Origin of the sequence: Micromonospora luteifusca (assembly GCF_016907275.1) — a bacterium.
Lineage (GTDB): Bacteria > Actinomycetota > Actinomycetes > Mycobacteriales > Micromonosporaceae > Micromonospora > Micromonospora luteifusca.
Genome location: NZ_JAFBBP010000001.1, coordinates 5,859,722 through 5,878,236, shown reverse-complemented (window position 1 = coordinate 5,878,236; position 18,515 = coordinate 5,859,722). Strand labels below are relative to the sequence as shown.

Here is an 18,515-nt window from a genome sequence, read left to right as displayed (position 1 = left end):
CATGCCGCTGGCTGTCGGCCAGGCACAGGGATTGGACACGATGCGGATCGGGACCGGCTCGGATGGCCTCACCTACTACCGCGGCGGCGAGCAGGGCTGTCCGCTGGTGCTGGTGAACGCGCTGGGTCAGGACCTGCTGCCGTGGCAACGGTTCGTCGCCACGCTGCTGCCCCGCAGGGTGATCACCTGGGAGCTGCGAGGTCTTGTGCCACCGGCCGCTCGTCGTCCCTTCGCAGGTCACGTGGACGATCTCGCGCGGGTCCTGCAGGCCGAGGACGTCACGTCCTGCCATCTGGTCGCCTGGTGTACCGGGCCCAGGACCGCATTGCGTTTCAGCCAGCGGTATCCGGGGATGGTGCGTTCGATGGTGTTCCTCAACGCTTCGTTCAAGCACACTGGTCGAGCGCCCGAGCGCGACACCGCCTACGAGCAGAACCTGGAAGTGTTGTGTCGGGCGGTGAACCGCCGGCCGGAGAACGCCAACCGACTGCGGGAGGTGTTTCAGCCTGGGACGGTCACCGCCTCTGGCGCCAACGCGATTGTGCAGGACAACGCGGTACGACGGGCGTTCGGTTCCGCGGACGCCCTAGTCGCCTACGCTCAGCAGCATCTGGAGTTCTGGGCCGAGGACTTCACGTCGGAGGCGACGGCGGAGGTGCCGGTCCTGTTCGTCTCGGGTGAGCGCGATGAGATCGTCTCGGCGGAGGCCACCCGGGCGGCGGCGGGGACCTTTCCAGGCGCGGCGCACGTCGTTCTGCCCGCCGTGGGCCACTTCGCGCTCGTGGACCAAGCTGAGCGGGTCGCTGGCCTCGTCGAGGGATTCACGCTGGCCGCGGAGAAGCAGCCGCCTCCAAGAGCAGAATCTGGCGGTGGTGGCTGAAGCCGTTGCACAGGTAGAAGTCGACCGCGCGGCGGCCGGAGTGAACGGTTACGTGCAGCAGCCCCCGCGTACGGGCCTCGATCAGAATCGCGGCCATCAGCGCACCGACGATACCGCGGTTGCGATACTCCGAGCGGACCTGGGCTGACTGGATGTCGCCGTACCACCGGTCCAGCGACTCGTTACTGGGCACCCGTTGTACGCCGAGGAGCCAGGCGGCGCCGACCACGTGCCCGTCCATCTCGGCGACGATCGGCAGGTGTGTGTCCGCGTGGGCGGCCACCCAGTCGGCGCACGGCTTGAGCCTTTCCTCGTCGATGCCGCGCAATTCCGCGAGCACCGCCACGTCTGCCACGCTGGCCCTCCGCACGATCGCCCGGCGAGTCTAGGCGAGCCCGTCGCCCGGTTGCCCACGCTGATCGCGGCCAGGGACTGGTGGACCATGGTGCGGTTGCAGGCCTACGCATCCGACCTCCCCTGCGGAGGGGTGTTCTGGCATGGACGCAACGTCTGTAGCGCCGTACGGATCGGTCAGGAAGCGCTGGGCTGCCGGTTTGACTCGCCGTCCACGGCCGCCCACAGTGTCGCCACCGTGTCGAAGGTGCCGGCACTGAAGGCACTGTCCGGCAAGGTGACCCCCAGCTCATCCTCCAGGTCGAAGATCAGCGCGACAGCCCCCAGGGAGTCCAGACCCATGTCCGCGAGGACGGTGTCAGGGGTCAGTTCCTGGCCGGAGCCCACAAGTGTCAAGTGCCGCCGGAGGACGGCGACGAAGCTCTCGTTCAGTGTCCTACCCTCTCCGTGAATGCATCGGTCTACCGGTCTACGCGACCGCGATGCGCTGCAGGGTGAGCCGGCTCGCCGAGATCAGCCGGTCGCCATCGACCACAACCTCCGTGGCGGCCGGATGACCGAGAAAGGCAACCAGGCTGGCTGTCAGTCCGTAGGCGCCGACGTTGGGTACCGCGACGAGGTCGCCTCGGCGCACCGCTGGGAGTGCGACACCGTCGCTCCAGGTATCCAACGGCGTGCACAGCGGCCCGACGAGTACGCAGTCGCGCTCGACGCCACGGATGTCAGTGGTCAGGAGGTCGGGTATCACCCGGGGCAGGCGGCGTAGCCCGGACATCCCACCGAGGTGGTGAACGCCGGAGTCCAACACGACGAACGTTCGGCCCTTGGAAGGCTTGACGTCGAGGACGGTACAGAAAAGGGTGCCGCTCGTGGCGACCAGAAAGCGGCCGGCTTCGAACGACACCAGTGGTGCCGACGACCGCCAGCCTGACAGGTGATCGTCGAGAAGGTCAGTCAGCCGATCGGCGAGATCGGGATAGTCCGGCCGGGCGCCCCGGTGCGCGTAGGGAGCGGCGAAACCGCCGCCCAGGTCGATCTCCGACACGTCCAGCGCGCCTTTGAGGTCCGCGGCCAGGGTGACGCTCGTACGGAATTGTTCGATCAGGCGGTCGGTGTGGGGGATGTTCGTTCCCATGTAGAGGTGAAGTCCGGTCACCTGGGTTCCCGGTGCCCGAAACTCCGCAGGTTTCGCCGCGACCCACGACGCGTCGACGCCGAACTGCGAGGCGCGACCCGTCATCGACAGACCCATCCCGGTGACCACGCGGTCGGCGTTGACGCGTAGAAGACACTGCGCCACCACTCCTGCCCGCGTGGCCGCGAGGCCGATCCGTTGCAGATCGGTCGGTGACTCGGCGGAGAAGCGGTGGACGCCGTGGCGCATGGCGATGTCGAGGGTGCCGTCTGCCTTGCCGGGCCCGGTGACCATGATTCGTTCCGGCTCGAAGTGGGCTTCCAGTGCGGCGGTGAGCTCCCCGCTGGAGCTGACCTCCGCATGGCAGCCGAGTGCCGCGAGCGTGGCGGCGACGTGCGGGTGAGGATTGGCTTTCAGCGAGTAGTAGAGGCGGCTTGGCGTCGGTAGCGCCGCGGTCAAGGCGGCGTGGGCTGCCCGGATCTCCGCCTGGTCGTACACGTACAGGGGTGTGCCGAAGCGAGCGGCCAGCGTGGCGTCAGTCATGGCGTTGGCCGTTATGGGTCGTGGCGCCAACAGGGATGAGAGCGTCGAACGTCTCGAGCAGGGCCCTCTTGTCGATCTTCCCGTTGGCACGTACGGGCAGCGTGTCAAGCACCCGGCAATCCTGGGGCAGGCGGGCACGCCCCAGTCGCTCTCGCAGTTCGGTCAGGACCGTCTCTGCGTTGAGCTTGCCGGTGACCACGAGCAGGGCGCCTCGGTCGCCGTGGGGTGGCAGCAGGGCAGCGCCGTTGATTCCCGTGATGTCCAGAGCGGCCGCCTCCACCTGCGCGGCGCTTATTCGAATGCCCTGCTGCTTGTACACCTCGTCCTGGCGGCCGACGAAGTAGAGATGGCCCTTGGCGTCGATGCGGCACTGGTCGCCGGTGTACAGCGATCGCACACCGAACTCGTCGACGCGGAACCGGCGCGCTGTCTCAGCCGGCGCCCGCCAGTATCCCGACATGACATTGGGCCCGCGAACCACGAGCTGCCCGACTTCCCCTGGCGGTAGCCTGTGGTCATTCTCGTCGACGACGAAGATCTCTGTGTCGGGCAGGGCGGTTCCGGCGGACCCCACCGGCACCTCGGCGTCGTCGACCGGTGCGATCGTGACCCGCTTGCACTCGGTGAGGCCGAACATCGGCACTACCGTCGCCTGCGGTAAAAGGGTGCGCAGCTGTTGAGTCAGAGCCGGCGACAGTGCCGCTCCGGTGTTGGTCACCATCCGCAGGTTCGGAGCGGACTTGCCCGAGCGACCCAGCAGCATGACCAGAATGGTGGCCAGGGTGGGAAGGGCAGGCAGGATCGTCGCCCGGTGGTGCAGCAGCGCTGTCAACAGTGGCGGACCTGCGGCGCCCGCGTCGCCGAGCACCAGCGCAGACCCCGAGACGCATGCGAGATAAGCCTGGTACAGGCCGTAGTCGAAGGACAGAGGCAGGCAGCAGAAGACTGTGTCGTCGTTGCGGTATCCGAGGCGGCCCTGGATGGCCCGCACCGAGAAGATGACCTCGCGATGGGCGCAGACAACCGCCTTCGGCGCAGCGGTGCTGCCGGAGGTGTAGATGAGGCTTACCGGATCGACGGACAGGCATGGTCCAGCGGGAAGCGGCCCACTGTCCGTCAGCGTCCGCCACTCCGGTATCTCGACGCATTCGCCGAACGCATCCCGTACGCCGGGTGGGGGTGTTCCGTTGACGACGACGAGTCGGGGTTCGCAGTCGTCGGCTATCTGGCGCAGGACGAACGATCCGAGCTTCTCGTCGACGATGACGTACAGCGCGCCGAGTCGCGAGATCGCGTAGATGAGCGCCACCGTATTCGAGGCCCGTGATGCTGCGATGACGACCCGGTCGCCGCGCGTGACTCCGCGCGACTTCAACCAGTGCGCGTAGACGGTGCTGGCCTGCCTCACGTGCGCATACGTCCAGCTCTCCGGACCGTGCACGACGGCGATGGCATCGGGGGTGAGCGAGGCTCGCTCGTCGAGCAGGTGATGCACCAACGTCGAGCGTGGCGAGTCCATTCCAGCTCCCGTCTGCCGGCGCGGTACGGGCCGTCTGCCCGTCGTCGACGGTATGCGGGTCCGGCTCAACACCGTGCTCAACGTTGAGCAGGCCATGATCGCGTTTGCCCCGTGCGGCTCGCCGCAGGTGTGCCGGCTGGCATTGCCTGAACACCCGCCCGCTGATGTCGAAGTTTCCGGTGGAAACCGGACGAGCTACTTCCTGCGCGTCCGCTTCGCTCGCCAGAGAAGCCCGCCGCCAGCGGCGATCAGTGCCAACAGCGCCAGCCCGACCCCACCGGCACCGTCCAGAGCGCCCGCAGGCTTGGGCTGATGGGTAGCGGTCGGTGCCGTCGTGGCGTCGGTGGCGCTGGCAGTAGGGCCGGGCGTCACGGATTCGGATTTGGCAGGAGACGAGCCGATGACGGCGAACGTGAAGGAACCTGCCACCGGATGCCCGTCGACGGACACCACCCGATAGGCCACCGTGTACGTGCCCGCACCCAACCCGGCCCGGAGGGCCTGCTTGGCACGCGTTCCGGTGATGACCGGTGCCCCGCTGACCACCGCCTTCGCCTTGGCGTCGGTTACCCGCACCGACGTATATCGAGCATCGAGCCGTTCGGCGAAGACCAACTCGACCTGCGGGGGCGCGGATATCAGACGGGAGCCCTTCGCGGGGCTGCTCTCCTTCAGCTCGTTGTGCGCCTGCGCTGGGCTCGCGGCCTGAAGGACCACTAGGGCCGCGACGATCACGCCTAGACCTGCAGCGCGCATCGAAGCGAGGACCCCGAGCTGACGCTTCATGAACACCCCCGGCAACGCGACGAGGCTTCACGGTATCCATCGGAGGCCACGACGAGGACCCACCGCTGGCATCGGTAGCCGAGACCGTTATGCCGATGCGCCTGGCTTTTCGGCGGCTCGTGAGCGGCGGACGAGGAGGGGCGAGAGGGCCGTTCCGGCGGTAGGCGACAGGCAGGGAGTCGACAGGTGCAGCCCGGTCCCGCGGGCTGCTGGCGGCATGCCCCAGGGCCGCTTGCGTCGCTCGACGACACATTCCTGATGGTCACGCGGCGCTCGGGGCCTCGATCATCGAGCCCGGTCGGCATGTCAAAGGGAATGGTTGGCGCTACCGCCGGCTATCCGGGACCGTGATCAAGACATGCGCGGTTCCGTCAACGAACGGGCTTCCGCACCGCTCCCCCGTCATGTTGACGCACCGCGGGACGACTGTCTGTCGAATTCGCCCTCCGAGATCGACTTCAGCCGACGCAGCCCTGCCGGCAGCCCTTTGCGGACTTCACGGCCGAACAGCAGCGCGAATACAGCAGCTAGCTTGCCGTCGAACGTGACGCTGTGGGTGACCTCGGTCCTGCGCTCGCCGACGGGCTGGAGCTCGTACTTCAGCCGCATCTCACACATCGGCAGTCCGAACTTCGTCGTGAAGGACGCGCCGTCGGTGACCTCAAGCAGCTCCATTTTGGATTTCGGGCCATTTTTCGATTTGAGGACGCCGCGACCACCGGACTTAAATGTGCCGACGTGCGAGTATTGGATGCTGTGATCCCACTCCCGCCATTTTTCCACCTGAGAGTAGACGTGGAAGATGGTGCTGGGCGTGGTTAGAACCTCGATGTGATCGACGAACGTTCGGTGAGCCATGGCTTTCCTTGAGTATCTGTAGGTGAGTCGGGCGCGGTCGGGCACGAGCCAGCCGCGCGGCCGCAGGCAACACGAGACCGCACGTATCAAACGGAGACTTTCCGGGCGAGGATGCGGGCAGTGGGCATGGAACATCCAGCCATAGGATGCGAACACGACCGGCATCGTGAAAGATCGGGTGAATCCGCATGGTTCCCGGCGTGTGGGCTCAGGATCCAGTGAGCGCGCCGAGGCGCGGGAACCGCTCGGGAAGCGACGCCGGCCGACATCTGCGGGACTTGGGTGGCCGAGTCCTTCATCGAGCATGCGTCCGACCGCGGGTTCCCGCGTTTCATGAGGCGTCAGCGCGCGACGCGGCGGACTGCCGTAGTGGCCGTGAGCCAACATCCGCCCTGGCGGGCGAGAGGCAGCCGCACGAACCGGAGGTAGGGCCGGTCAGGCTCGACAGTTCATATCGGGCCCGTCAGCTAGGCCGTGTTTCGTAAGGCGCGCAGCCATTGGTTGATGGCGGCGTTGGTGAGGGTAGTTTCGTAGCGGACGGCGAGTTTGTCGTGCCAGGTGGCCATGGCGCGGTGCTGTTTGAGCTGGTTGATGCCGCACGCGACAGCGTGCCGCTGCTGGTAGAGGGCCAGCCCGGCGCGTCGGCCTCCCTACGAGGCCTCGAACTCGGCCCTGCCGTCGAGAGGCGGTCTGGACGAGGCCCCGTCATGGTGCTGACGCCGCTCATCTATTCACGGTTCAAGAGCGTGAGCACATGCGACGACCCCCCGACCACAAGGTCGGGGGGTCGTCGCGAAGGCTGACGTTGGGGCGTGTCAGCCCATCGGCAGGGCGATGCAGAACGGGTGACCCGCCGGGTCGAGGAACACCCGCCAGTAGTCGCCACCTGGCTGGTGCTCGGCCTTGGTGGCGCCCAGCTCGACCAACTTCTTCTCCGCCTCGTCGAGGTCGGTTACCTCCAGATCGAGGTGGCTCTGCTGGGGAACCTTGCCGTCCGGCCACGCGGGCGCGACGAAGTTCTCCACCTTCTGGAAGCCCAGCCTTGCGCCTGTGCTGCTCGCCAGGTAGGTCGAGCCCTCATCACTGTGAACAATGTCCCAGCCCAGAACCTGACCGTAAAAGCCCGCCAGAGCAGTGTGGTCGGCGCAGTCCAGCGTGGTGCCGGTGTACGTGGCGATCATGAAGCGGTGACCTCCTGAGGTCGGTTGTTGAAGGGAGCCGAGAGCAGGATGCGCTCGGAGATCAAGCGCGCTTGGTACGGAGGGCTCTGATCACCTTGCGGTCGTCGGCCTTGAGATAGTCGGTGTACTCAGGCGAGTCCATCGCACAGAGGGCGACGCGCCCATCCTCGTCGAACACCATCCCCCACCCGTGCGTTCGTGTCAGCGGTGAGGTTCGCAGACAGGGCTGCTCTTTGGAGAAGAACTGCGCGCGCAGGTCAGCCTTCTCCTCCTCACTGACGTCCAACCCTTGGCGGGCGAACCAGGACTCGAACAGCACGTCCTCTTGGGTGTACGTGAACGGGTGCTCCGACAGCATCTCGTACTGGATCTCGGCCACCGTCTTGGACGACCCGCGGGATGCGGGCACCTTCGCGTGATCGACTTTGCAGTCCTCCGCCACCGCGATGAATGTCTGAATATAATTCACGACGTCTCCTTTGGTGCTGCGTGCATTGCCTGCCTGAACCCCCGCCCCGGGCTCAGTTGCGGCTGACTCTGCCCTTGAGAGCGGTGAGGGCCAGACCGATGCTCAGTATCCCGACGACGCCGATCGCCAGCAAGGCCGGACCGATTGCGGACATGTTCCAGTCCTCGGTGAGCAGGCTGCGCAGGGCCTCCAAAATATAGGTCACGGGGTTGACCGTGGCCACTGCGTCCAAGGTGCCGTTGAGTTGATCCTTCGGAAGAAAGGTGGTGGTGAGGAAGGCGAAGGGGAAGAACAGGATGGTGGCCGAGGCGACCGCGGCCGGGCTCGCGGTCTTGAAGGCGATGGCGTAGGTGAATCCGGGGAACACCATGCCCCACAGTGCGGAGATGCCGACGAAGACCAGGAAGCCGAGCACACCGTTGTGGAACCCGACGCCGACGATGAAGCCGAGGCAGAGAACGGGTAGCGTCATTAGGGCGACGAGGACGAAGTCGGCGGCCATGGTGCCGATCAGCAGCGCCAGGCGCGAAACCGGTGTCATGAGCAATCGGTCGAAGTACCCGGAGTTCAGGTCAGCGACCAACGAAGCGCCGCGACTGATGCCGGTCACCGCGAAAACAATGCCGACGGGCAACTGGAACGCTTTGTAGTCGATGGCGAGAGCCGACTCGGTCAGCTTTTCCAGGGAACCGATGTTCACCGCCATGAAGAAGACTGGAATCAGCAGCGCCGGAAACACGGCCTCGGGTTCGCGGGGCAACTGTCGGATCGAGCGACGGGCAATGATCAGGACGTCTCGGATGAACGACTGGTCGCGCGGCCGCAACTCCGGGTCCACGCCGAACTGCTCGGCGTCCACGTTGCTCGCGACGCCGGGCGACGCGTCAGCGGACAGGCTCATGCCCAACCTCCTTGTTCATGTGGGCGCCCGTGAGCTCCATGAACACATCGTCCAGGGTGGGCGTGCGCAGCGTGATGTCGTTGAGGGTCAAGCCGGCCTGCTGGATCCCGATCGCTACCGAGCCGATGGCCTGGGCGCCGTCGGAGACGCGGGCCTCTATGCGATCGCCGGTGACCGTCAGAGACTTGACACCTCGGATGTCAGCCAAGCGGGATTCCACGGAGACGGCGTCGCCCTGAACGTTCGCTACGACGATGTCGTCGCGGACCAGGCGTTTCAGCTCCCGCGGGCTGCCTTCGGAGACCACACCACCGTTGTTGATGATCCCGATGCGGTGGGCCAGAGAGTCCGCCTCCTCGAGATACTGGGTCGTCAGCAGGATGGTGACGCCCAACTCCTTGTTGAGTCGTCGCACTTCGTCCCACATCTGCTGGCGGCTGCGCGGGTCCAGGCCTGTCGTCGGCTCGTCGAGGAACAGCATCGGCGGGCGGTGCAGCATGGCGATGGCAATGTCGAGTCGACGCTTCATACCGCCCGAGTAGGTCGAGACCCTCTTGTCGAAGTCCTTGCCCAGATCCACGAGCGCCTCGAGCTCCGCGATCCGCTTCTGGGCGACCACCGACGAGATGCCGTACAGCTGTGCCTGCAGCGCCAACATCTCCCGGCCAGTCTGCAACCCGTCGATGGCGGTCGACTGCAGTGCGGCGCCGATGCGCAGGCGCACGGCCATCGGGTCGGTGGCGACGTCGTAGCCGGCGACGCGCGCCCGCCCCTGGGTAGGCATGAGCAGTGTGCACAGGATGCGGACGATGGTCGACTTTCCGGCACCGTTGGGCCCCAGAAGTCCGTACACCTCTCCGGAGGGGATCTTGAGGTTGACGTTATTGATGGCGACCTTGTCGCCGAAGGTACGTCCCAGGTTCTCGGCAAGAATGGCCGGAATCGTCATATCGTCCTCGCTGTCGAGGGGAGCCCTGGCTGGCTGGTCGGTCGGTCGGGTGATCAGAGCTGGAAGAACAGCCAGTCATTCTGCTTGCCGAGCATGGCCTTGGCTGCGGACTCGTAGCGGGTCTGTGAGGCGAAGGCATGCTGGCTGATCGTGTGAGCGTCGCGGAAGTACTTCTCCAACGGGCTGGACTCCTGGAACCCTGTCGACCCGGCGATCTCGTGGACGATCTCGCTGATCTCGCGGGCGGTTTCGATCACGTAGCAGGCAGCGAGCTGCATCGAGATGCCGTGTTCGGTGTTGACGAACTCCCCGGTGAGTTGGTGCTGCCAGAGCTGGTCGACTGTGTCGTAGAGGTAGGCCCGAGACGCCCGGTAGCGCGCCTCGGCCTTGCCGAGCTGGCGCTGGATCGAGGGGCTGTCGCCGAGCACCTCCATCATGAAGTTGCCCTTCTTGGTTCGCACCAGCGACGTGGCTTCGTCGAGGCTGGCTCGCGCCACCCCCAGCGCGGTGGCCGCGAACGCCGGGTGTCCTGACCACAGACGCGATCTGTAGAGCGGGCCCGAGAAGTAGCGGTTGGGCTCCCCCAGAGTCAGCGGCGCTACCCGGGTATGCGGGACGAAGACCTCGTGGTAGGCGTAGTCGTGGCTACCGGTTCCCCTCAGACCCAACACGTTCCAGTTGTCGACCAATTCGCAGTCCTCGCGGGCCATTGCGGCGAGCAGCATGACTGGGCCGTGCGGGGTCATCTTCGGCTGGTCGCCCTCGAAGAGCATCGCGTAGGCGGTGACCCAGGTAGCGATGTGCGCGCCAGACGCGAAGGGAGCGCGCCCGGAGACGAGGTAGCCGCCGGGCACCTCGACCGCCCGCGCCGGCGGGAAAGCGCCGCCGCAGATGACCGCCTTAGAATCGGCGAACACCTCTTCGACGCCGTCAGCCGACAGGGCCATCATCGCGAACGCCTGGCTGTTCATGTTGCCTACCAGGAAGCCGGCGCTGGGGTCGACCTTCGAGATTTCCTCCACGAGCCGGGTCGCCTGGAGAGGGTTGAGCTCAAGTCCGCCCAGGGACTTGGGCACTTGAACCTGGAACGCCCCCGCCTCGACGAGGGCGGCTGCGGCGTAGTCGGGCAGACGCCGCTGAGCCTCGCCGTCAGCGGTGCAATTGCGTAGCACCGGCACGACGGCCGCGAGCATCTCATCGACGACGTGCGCAGAGGTGTCGACCGTGGGGTCGTCGATGGTGGCTGCTGGAGTTCCGAGCATCGTCATGGGTCCCCACTCGCGACTGGTAGGTGGCTATCGTGGCCGCCACCGTAGGAAGACCTAGCGAGGCCGTGCTGCGCACTATTGAGCCTTCCCGACCCACCCGGTCAGCACAGGATCAGCCATGGCTGTCGCCCCGGAGAAGCTTCCCGTCCGGATCCGTCCACACACTCAGCCCCGGGCTCACGCATCGATCGCCCTCGGTAGTGTCGCGGCAGGAGTCCTGCTAGCGGTGCTGTGGTCCTACGAATTCGTAGACCACGTGATCGGCGACAACGTCGCCAACGCACTGCTCGGTCACGATGCGAAGGCGACCTCGATCGGCGGGACCCTCGCGGGCTTGGCCTTCGCGTTCGTCTCTGGGCTCGCGGGCACCTTCACGGCCTGCAACATCGCTATGGCGGCCGCTGTCGGTCCGATGAGCCAGACCAGTGGTCGCGAGGACGCCCCATCGGGTCTGCGTCCCCTGCTCCGGCCGGTCGGCTGGCTCACCGTCGGGATGGTGGTGGTCTCCGCGGCCTACGGCTTCGTCGGCGTGCTGCTCGGCGAGCGGCTCCCGCAGTTGTCCACCGACGTGGTCGGCGGCGTGCCCGTGCGCCTGATCCAGGCGAGTGTCGTCTTCGGCCTGATCGGGCTGGCCTTCGTTTACCTCGGACTGGCCTCTCTCGGCATATTGCCGGATCCGTTCGCGAGCCGGCCAGCTGTCCGGGTCGTGGCCCTCGGCGCGTTGGTGGGCGGGTTCCTCATCGGACGGCCGTACCCGCTGTTCAACAAGCTTTTTCAATGGGCAGTCGACACCGGCAATCCTCTCTACGGGGCAGGGGCGTTCGTACTTCAATCGTTGGGCAACATCGTCCTCGTGACTGCGCTGTTCGCCTTGCTCATCGTCCTCACTCGGGGCCGGTTCGTTCACTGGATCGCCGGTCGTCCGAAGCACACCGCGGCCGTAACCGGCGCCATGCTGATCGCGCTCGGCGTGTTTATGGTCGTCTACTGGGACGTCCGGCTGCCCGCCATGTTCGGCCACGGCTGGTTTCCGACGATGCCGTACAACGCCAGCTAGTGCCATGACCACGAACGTTCACGGTGCCTGTTGACACGCCGTGCGGCGACGGGCGCCTGCCATACTCGATGAAGGCGATTTCGGCGACCACCGGCTTACCTCGCATCGAGCACGCTGCGGCGGTACTGCTCGCCCGCCGCGAGTACATGCATTTCGCGATCTATGGCCGAGCCTCCTGGCCGCGATCGATACCTACCGCAACAGCCTTGGTGCCGGAGCCGATCCTGCGTGGCAGGGATGCCGGGACGTCGTGCTTACCAGTGGGCCCTGGTGGCCTTTCCCCGACATCGCCCTGATGAGCGAACGTCCCATCCTGCTCACGCTTGACGAGCAGGGTCGCCTCCATGGCGACGACGGACCCGCGGTCCAAGGGGCCGACGGTCACCCCGTGATGATCATTTTGTGATCCACAGGCGCTGGATTATCAACATGGGCGCCGTTGCGGGTTGAGCGGCTGAACTGTGCCTGCTGAAGTACCTCCGCAGGGACGACGCGACGTCCCGTCGACTGATGAGGGAGAGCAGCTATGACTTGGGGTGGACGCGGCCGATCACGACGCACGCACACACAGACCGCACCGGACCACCTCGCCGGTGTTACCGGTCTCGTCGGCGCGGTGGCGGCTCTCATCGCGGCCGTCGCGGGGCTGCTCACGGCCGCCGCCACGCTGCTGGTGAATCGCTGATGCCCGCGGTCGAGGCATGGCTGCTCGGCGGACCCGCCGACGGCCGCATCACCCCGATCGACGTCGACGAGGACGGGTCCCTTCCGCAGGTTCTCATCCTGCCGCAGACCGGCGCCTATCTCGGCGTCCGCGATCAGCCCAGCCCACCCGTGCAGTACCGCTATCGGCGTTGCGACGGCGAGGACGACCCGCCAACCTTCCAGTACGACGGGCCGCTCCCCCACGCCCAGTGACATCGGAACGGGTGGTCGGCAGGCCGAAGCGTGCGGCCGTTGTCGAACCACAGCACGGTCGGCACAGCCCCAGTCAACCCGCCACCCCGCGCCAACCATGAATCGAACATTTGTACGATCGACTGGTGGAGGACGTGGCGGGGCATTGGTGGAACGGGATCTGGGGGCGAATGGGCCGCCGAGATGTGTGGCTCACCCAGGAGGTCCGGTGGAAGGTCACCGCCCGCGTCGGCGACAGCGAAACCGGCCGGGTTCTTCGGTGGGAGTTCGACACCGAGGACGAGGCCCACGCCATGGTCAAGCGCCTGCTCGCCGCCGACGCGGGCGGCCAGTGGCGCCAGCAGTCCGGCGACCGCCAGCCGCCACAGTAGGCGTAGCGCCCGGCTCGAAGTCCGCGAACCCGAGGGCCGGCGGACCGCAAGCCGGATCGCGGTCAGGAGCTACAGGTGTTGAGCATGCTCTGCAGGGCCGACTTTTCCGAGGACTGCAGGGTGAGGCCCCAGCTGTACTTCACGGTGATCCACATCTTGCTGTAGGTGCACCGGTACGACGACAGGGACGGCTGCCAGGTGGAGGGGTCCTGGTCGCCCTTGGACTGGTTGACGTTGTCCGTCACCGCGATCAACTGTGGGCGGGTGAGGTCGTTGGCGAAGCCGGGGCGGACTCGACAGCCAGCCGGGCGTGGGGTGCGTTTGCTACGACGGTCGTAGCAAACGCACCGCACGCCCGGACAAGCACCTACTCAAAACATTCGGTAGCTGACCGGGTCGGTCAACGACATGCTGAAAGGCCAACTCGACCTCGAACAGAACCGGCGAGCGGAGTTGCAGCTCAGACAACCTTTTGGGTCGCTGGCGGCTTGGCTATTTTGGTGTTCTCTGGCAGCACACGTCGACTCGGCCATCTCGACCGAGGGTCTCACCTTCTCCCCCGACGCCTGGAGGCCTTCATCCGTGGCGGGTCAGGGTTCAATCGGGCGGACCTGATCGCGGTATCGCTCATAGAGGACGCGATTGTGCGCGTCGCCCTGAGCGAGATTCGCGGACACGTGGACGGGCGGATCGATGCCGCGGCGCAGCAACTGACCGCATATCAGTTCCGTGAGCAGCTGCGCGATGAGGACTCCGGTGAGCGACGAAACCGCCCCTATCCGAACTCCTGGGTTGATCTCCAATGCCGCATCCCCCGCCGGGGCTTGGTTGTCGATGACCACATCCGCCAGGTCAGCGAGATGCGGTCCCTGTGTCGAACGGGCACCGGCCGAGCGAGTGTGCGCCAGTGAGGTGACCGCCACGATCGGATGCGCGTGCTTGCGGGCCAGCGTCGCCATCTCGATGACGGCGGCGTTGATGCCGGAGTTGGAAACGATCAGGAAGGCGTCGTGCTGGGAGGGCGCGGCGAGGTGGTAGATCCGCTCGGCCAGGCCGGACTCGCGCTCGTACGTCGGATCAAGGATCGGCCCCGGTTCGTCGCCACCGAACATCACGAGATCCTTGACCGCGAGCATGCTGACGGCGGCGAGCCCGCCGGCGCGCGCCGCGAGCTCGAGGGCGACGATTCGCGAGTGGCCGGTCCCGAACGCCTGTAGTACACCTCCGGCGGTGATGGCGTCGGCGACGAGCCCGGCTGCTGCCTCGATGGCGTCGAGTTGTGTTGCCAGGACTTGGTCGAGTGCGGTCCGGGCGATGTTGGCGTAGGCGGGCTCAGGCACTGATCCTCCTGGGTTGTTCACGGTTGCGGACGGCCTCTACGGCCGTCTCGACGGCGGCTTCGACGATGATCTCGCCGCTGCCCGAGGTGACGGGACTGGCATAGGTTTCGTAGCAGGGTTGCGTGTCGCGGGTGGGCAGGTAGCCGAGGTAGCCGTTCGTGTAGCCGAGTACCACAGTCTTCCTAGCCTGGTCCGCCGCTGCGGAACGGATCGTTTCGCCCAGCTCCAGGAACAGCTCGCCGGGAACCGCCACCATCGTGATCCCGTCGAGGTCCACCGCCTCTACGTCGATTACATACGGTTCCGTGCGCTGGCGGGCGGCCTGTTCCTCCGCGATTCGCAGTCCCTGTTGCAGAACCCGGTGGATGCGTTCGTCTTGGTTCTTTGGCGGCGGGACCTGGCGCACAGCGGCTTGAAGCTCAGCTCGCTGTTTCGGCGCAAGCGCCACTGTTCGCGAGACCGGCGGGCGTACCGGCGTCGGGGTGCCTCTGCTGACTCGTGGCGACACCGGTTCGACCCGGTCGGCCAGCCAGGCGCCGAGCCGGTCCACCTCGTCGAGTCCCCGTCCCTGACGGGTGTGCCTGGTACTGATGTCGCCGGCCGCGCCGGTGGCGACGACCACCCACCTGTCAGGTGTGGACAGTGCCCGGCGGATGCCGCCGTTGAGGTCGGCGCTCACCTGGTTGTTGTCGGCGGGAAGGATGGTCGGGTGGACCGGTGAGACCACTACCAAGCCCACCACGTTGGTACCTGCGGTGACCACGATGGTGTCGACGGGAATGTCCAGGGGACCCGGGTCAGCGATGTTGCGGTGACCCGCCAGCTTGGGTACCAGCGTGCGGGCGGAGTCGAGTCGGGCGGCACGCTCGGACGCCATGGCGGATCGCACGGCCACGAGCGTTGCGGCTTCGAGCCGGTCGGCGACGTGCCGTGGGGTGGCCTCGCCGCCGGGGCTGCAGCCCGCCTCGGGGCTCGCGTGGGTATGTGTGGCGGCGACCCAGCAGGACTGCACGCCGACGTTGCGCATGGCGGTCCGAATCCGGTCGACGACGTCGACGTTGACGCAGATCAGGTCCGCGACCACCAGCGCGAACCGGTGGTCCTCGTCGGCGAAGGTCACGACATGGACCTCCAGCGGGTCGAGCACGTTCTGGACGCCGTCGGCGCGGTCGGCGTACCCACCCATGGGTTCTCCGGGCACGACCTCGAGACGTGCCACCCCGTGTCCGGCCCTCATGCGTCGCCACCGGATTCCTGGCTCGCCAGTAGGCGTGCATAGGGGGCGGCGCCGCTGAGCAGCACCGGACCGCCATCGAGCGGCTCCGCTCTGGGCGTGACCAGGGGCAGCCCGCTGGCCCCGAGTTCGGCCGACAGTGCATGGTGGAGGGCGTTTCCCGGGGTCAGCAGCCGTCCGCTGAAGGACACCCGGCGGGCTGCGCCGCTGAGACCGAGCCGATCGGTTGCCGCGCGCACCGCGTCGGCGAGAGCGGTCGCGGCCTCGACGCAGATCCGGCCCGCCACCGGGTCGGCCTGGGCGGCCGCGTCGATCACCGCGCGGGCGAAGGCGGCCGTACGCGGGATCATCGCCGGGTCCCGGTAGTACCGCTGCAGCGAGGCCAGGTCGACGCCGCCGAGCGCCGCGACGAGGCGTTCGACCAGTACGGTCGCCGGCCCGACCTGGTCGTACGACGCGGTCGCGGCGCGCATTCCGGCCAGCCCGAGGGCGTACGCGCTGCCGCGGTCACCGAGGTGGGGACCCCAGCCGTCAAGCCGGGCATGGTCACCGTCGGCGTCCACCGCGAGCACGGTCGTCCCGGTCCCGACACACAGCAGCACGCCGGGACCGCCGAGAGCGCCGGCGTGCGCGAGGATGCTGTCCTCCACCACCACGGCCGGGCCGCCGAACTGCCGCTCGAGGGCGACGGCGAGACGTCGGCGCTCAGCGTGCTCCCCCGGTACGCCGGTCAGGCCGGCCACCACACCCGCCACCCGGGCGGGAAGGGAGATCGTCGCCGCGGCGCCACGAACTGCGGCCAGGATCCGGCCGACGCCGTCCTCCTCGGGCCGGTAGGAGAAGCCTGGGCCGACACCGAGGTGGCGGCCCGTTGGGGTACGGAGCAGAAGCCGAAGCTCGGACTTGCCACCGTCGATGGTGATCATCGTCGTCAACGCGACATCCCTGCCGTCAGGCCCGCGACGATCTGCTTGGTCGCGAGTGCGAACACCACGGCCAGCGGCACCAGGGCGATCACGAGCCCGGCGAACAGGGTGCCGCGGTCGGCGGCGAACTCACCGAAGAACCGGGTCAGCCCGACCGGGATGGTGTACTTGTCCCCGCTGCGGAGCAGCACCAACGGATAGAAGAAGTCGTTCCAGGTCGGCGCGAACTGGAAGACCGTGGCCACCGCGAGCGCCGGCCGCATCAGGGGCAGGACGATCGACACGAACAGCCGGCCCTCGTGTGCCCCGTCGATCCGCGCGGCCTCCTCCAGTTCGCCGGGCAGTCCCCGCATGAAGCCCATGATCACGAAGACCGAGAACGGGATGCCGCTCGCCGCGTAGAGCAGTACCAACCCGATCCGGCTGTCGATCAGTCCCATCGACTGAAACATGTAGAACACCGGCAGCAGGCCGAGCTTCGCGGGGATCATCAACCCGGACAGGAAGAACGCCGCCAGCAGTGCGCGGCCCCGGAACTTCCACCTGGACAGGGCGTAGGCGGCCATCGCCGACACGCTGACGCACAGTGCCACCGAGGCGCAGGTGACGACCAGCGAGTTGACGAAGTACGTCGAGATCGACGCGGTCTGCCACGCGCGGGTGTAGTTGCTCAGGTCGAACGAGCTGGGCATCCCGACCGGTGCCCGGAGGATCTCCGCGTTGGGCCGCAGCGATCCGATCAGCACCAGCAGCAGCGGGCCGAAGGCGACCGCGGCGTAGGCCCACAGGATGAGCTGGCCGCCGGCGGTGCGGAGCAGCGAACGCTGCCGGGTGCCGCGCGGAGGTGGGGACTCGGCCCTGGCTTTCGATGCCGTGCGGGGGGCGGCGCGCAGGGTGTCCATCTAGTGGACCTCCCGACGGCGCAGCGCCCGCTCCAGGGCCAGGGAGACCCCGAAGATGAGCACGAAGATCAGCATGGCCAACGCCGACGACTCTCCGATCGCGTTGCTGCCGCCCTGGAAGGCGGTCCGGTAGTAGAGCAGTCCCAGCACGTCCATGGCGCCGCCGGGGCCTCCGTCGGAACCGCCCAGCGCGTAGACGAGGTCGAAGATGTTGAAGCAGCCGATGAACGTCAGCACGGTGATCACGCCGACCGCCGGCATCAGGAGCGGGAACCGGATGCTCCAGAACGCCCGGGTCGCTGAGGCGCCGTCCATTGCGGCCGCCTCCTCCAACTCCTGCGGGATGCCGCCCAGGGCGGCGCCGAAGATGAGCATCGGTCCGCCGATCCACTGCCAGGCGTTGACCAGGATCAGTACGGGCAGCGCGAGGTCGGGCTCACCGAGCCAGGGTCGCGCCCACGCGTCCAGACCGACCGCTCGGAGCGCGAAGTTGATTGGGCCGAAGGTGGGACTCAGCAGGAGCGACCAGATGTACCCGACGATCAGCGGGCTGATCAGGTAGGGAAGCGAGAAGAGCGTCTGGAACAGCCGCTTGCCCCGGGGATTGCGGTGCAGGAGCAGCGCCAGGCCCAGTCCGATGGTGTTTTGGATCGCCATGGTGCCGACGAAGAAGAGGACGTTGTGCCCGAGCGCGGCCGGGATCTCGTCGCGTAACGGATAGCGGGTGAAAATCTCCTGGTAGTTGCCGATTCCGACGAACCCCGCCTGACGAGTGCCGTCCCACTGGAACAGCCCGTAGTAGAAGGCGGTGACGAGCGGTACCACGAGGAAGAGGCCGTAGAGCGCGAAGGCCGGCACGCAGAAGGCGGTGATCCATCCTGCCGAGACCCGTCCTACCCGGCGGCGTGACCGCCGGGCAGGACG

22 protein-coding genes and 1 pseudogene are annotated in these 18,515 nt (G+C 67.1%); 6 read left to right on the top strand and 17 right to left on the bottom strand.

Going from position 1 to position 18,515, the window contains the following annotated elements; genetic code table 11:
* Window position 1: 1 nt before the first annotated feature.
* On the top strand, window positions 2–880 hold the full coding sequence (locus JOD64_RS26795; RefSeq protein ID WP_204944779.1) for an alpha/beta fold hydrolase: 879 nt from the start codon (window positions 2–4) through the stop codon (window positions 878–880).
* On the opposite strand, the gene JOD64_RS26790 is transcribed toward JOD64_RS26795, so the two are convergent.
* The 11 genes from JOD64_RS26790 to JOD64_RS26740 all read right to left on the bottom strand — a co-directional run bounded on the left by JOD64_RS26790 (window position 822) and on the right by JOD64_RS26740 (window position 10,843).
* Window positions 822–1,235, bottom strand: a complete 414-nt coding sequence (locus JOD64_RS26790) for a GNAT family N-acetyltransferase (protein ID WP_204944778.1) — start codon at window positions 1,233–1,235, stop codon at window positions 822–824. The genes JOD64_RS26795 and JOD64_RS26790 overlap by 59 nt on opposite strands.
* 176 nt (window positions 1,236–1,411) lie before the next feature.
* Window positions 1,412–1,621: an acyl carrier protein gene (locus JOD64_RS26785; RefSeq protein ID WP_307813995.1), complete on the bottom strand. Its 210-nt coding sequence runs from the start codon at window positions 1,619–1,621 to the stop codon at window positions 1,412–1,414.
* An 82-nt stretch (window positions 1,622–1,703) separates the two neighbouring features.
* Window positions 1,704–2,912 carry a type III PLP-dependent enzyme domain-containing protein gene (locus tag JOD64_RS26780; RefSeq protein WP_204944776.1) on the bottom strand — a complete coding sequence of 403 codons (1,209 nt, stop codon included), beginning with the start codon at window positions 2,910–2,912 and terminating at the stop codon, window positions 1,704–1,706.
* Window positions 2,905–4,407, bottom strand: coding sequence for a class I adenylate-forming enzyme family protein (locus JOD64_RS26775; RefSeq protein ID WP_204944775.1), 1,503 nt, complete (start codon window positions 4,405–4,407; stop codon window positions 2,905–2,907). The genes JOD64_RS26780 and JOD64_RS26775 overlap by 8 nt, the downstream gene beginning before the upstream one ends.
* A 219-nt stretch (window positions 4,408–4,626) precedes the next feature.
* A complete protein-coding gene (locus JOD64_RS26770) occupies window positions 4,627–5,166 on the bottom strand; it encodes a copper resistance CopC family protein (protein ID WP_204944774.1) in 540 nt (179 codons plus the stop codon).
* A gap of 453 nt (window positions 5,167–5,619) precedes the next feature.
* A complete protein-coding gene (locus tag JOD64_RS26765) occupies window positions 5,620–6,231 on the bottom strand; it encodes an SRPBCC family protein (protein ID WP_204944773.1) in 612 nt (203 codons plus the stop codon).
* Window positions 6,232–6,890: 659 nt separating this feature from the next.
* A complete protein-coding gene (locus JOD64_RS26760) occupies window positions 6,891–7,256 on the bottom strand; it encodes a VOC family protein (protein WP_204944772.1) in 366 nt (121 codons plus the stop codon).
* Between the two features lie 61 nt (window positions 7,257–7,317).
* Window positions 7,318–7,725 carry a DUF6157 family protein gene (locus JOD64_RS26755; RefSeq protein WP_204944771.1) on the bottom strand — a complete coding sequence of 136 codons (408 nt, stop codon included), beginning with the start codon at window positions 7,723–7,725 and terminating at the stop codon, window positions 7,318–7,320.
* Between the two features lie 52 nt (window positions 7,726–7,777).
* Window positions 7,778–8,626: an ABC transporter permease gene (locus JOD64_RS26750; protein WP_239561755.1), complete on the bottom strand. Its 849-nt coding sequence runs from the start codon at window positions 8,624–8,626 to the stop codon at window positions 7,778–7,780.
* Window positions 8,610–9,575, bottom strand: a complete 966-nt coding sequence (locus tag JOD64_RS26745; RefSeq protein ID WP_204944769.1) for an ATP-binding cassette domain-containing protein — start codon at window positions 9,573–9,575, stop codon at window positions 8,610–8,612. Before JOD64_RS26745 ends, JOD64_RS26750 begins: the two co-directional genes overlap by 17 nt.
* Window positions 9,576–9,628: 53 nt before the next feature.
* Window positions 9,629–10,843: an acyl-CoA dehydrogenase family protein gene (locus tag JOD64_RS26740; RefSeq protein ID WP_204944768.1), complete on the bottom strand. Its 1,215-nt coding sequence runs from the start codon at window positions 10,841–10,843 to the stop codon at window positions 9,629–9,631.
* Window positions 10,844–10,961: 118 nt separating this feature from the next.
* Here JOD64_RS26740 and JOD64_RS26735 point away from each other — a divergent pair, with 118 nt between their 5' ends.
* The 5 genes from JOD64_RS26735 to JOD64_RS26720 all read left to right on the top strand — a co-directional run bounded on the left by JOD64_RS26735 (window position 10,962) and on the right by JOD64_RS26720 (window position 13,189).
* Window positions 10,962–11,900, top strand: a complete 939-nt coding sequence (locus JOD64_RS26735) for a hypothetical protein (RefSeq protein WP_204944767.1) — start codon at window positions 10,962–10,964, stop codon at window positions 11,898–11,900.
* A gap of 40 nt (window positions 11,901–11,940) precedes the next feature.
* Window positions 11,941–12,306, top strand: a complete 366-nt coding sequence (locus JOD64_RS34010) for a DUF6745 domain-containing protein (protein ID WP_372434202.1) — start codon at window positions 11,941–11,943, stop codon at window positions 12,304–12,306.
* A 120-nt stretch (window positions 12,307–12,426) separates the two neighbouring features.
* Window positions 12,427–12,585, top strand: coding sequence for a hypothetical protein (locus JOD64_RS26730; RefSeq protein ID WP_204944766.1), 159 nt, complete (start codon window positions 12,427–12,429; stop codon window positions 12,583–12,585).
* Entirely contained in the window at window positions 12,585–12,818 is a 234-nt protein-coding gene (locus tag JOD64_RS26725) for a DUF8847 domain-containing protein (RefSeq protein ID WP_204944765.1), read from the top strand. Before JOD64_RS26730 ends, JOD64_RS26725 begins: the two co-directional genes overlap by 1 nt.
* 125 nt (window positions 12,819–12,943) lie before the next feature.
* Window positions 12,944–13,189, top strand: coding sequence for a hypothetical protein (locus tag JOD64_RS26720; RefSeq protein ID WP_204944764.1), 246 nt, complete (start codon window positions 12,944–12,946; stop codon window positions 13,187–13,189).
* Window positions 13,190–13,251: 62 nt separating this feature from the next.
* Here JOD64_RS26720 and JOD64_RS26715 read toward each other — a convergent pair.
* The 6 genes and pseudogenes from JOD64_RS26715 to JOD64_RS26690 form a co-directional block, all read right to left on the bottom strand.
* Window positions 13,252–13,479 (bottom strand): annotated as a pseudogene (locus tag JOD64_RS26715) (hypothetical protein); the annotation flags it as partial.
* Between the two features lie 300 nt (window positions 13,480–13,779).
* On the bottom strand, window positions 13,780–14,529 hold the full coding sequence (locus tag JOD64_RS26710) for a sugar isomerase domain-containing protein (RefSeq protein ID WP_204944763.1): 750 nt from the start codon (window positions 14,527–14,529) through the stop codon (window positions 13,780–13,782).
* A complete protein-coding gene (locus JOD64_RS26705; protein WP_204944762.1) occupies window positions 14,522–15,676 on the bottom strand; it encodes a hypothetical protein in 1,155 nt (384 codons plus the stop codon). Before JOD64_RS26705 ends, JOD64_RS26710 begins: the two co-directional genes overlap by 8 nt.
* Window positions 15,677–15,762: 86 nt before the next feature.
* Window positions 15,763–16,689 (bottom strand): N-acetylglucosamine kinase, encoded by a 927-nt coding sequence (locus JOD64_RS26700; RefSeq protein ID WP_239561752.1) that lies wholly within the window; start codon window positions 16,687–16,689, stop codon window positions 15,763–15,765.
* Window positions 16,690–16,694: 5 nt separating this feature from the next.
* Window positions 16,695–17,591 (bottom strand): carbohydrate ABC transporter permease, encoded by an 897-nt coding sequence (locus tag JOD64_RS26695; RefSeq protein WP_204944760.1) that lies wholly within the window; start codon window positions 17,589–17,591, stop codon window positions 16,695–16,697.
* The gene (locus tag JOD64_RS26690) at window positions 17,592–18,449 is read right to left on the bottom strand and encodes a carbohydrate ABC transporter permease (RefSeq protein WP_307813683.1); all 858 of its coding nucleotides are present in this window, start codon (window positions 18,447–18,449) and stop codon (window positions 17,592–17,594) included.
* Window positions 18,450–18,515: the final 66 nt, after the last annotated feature.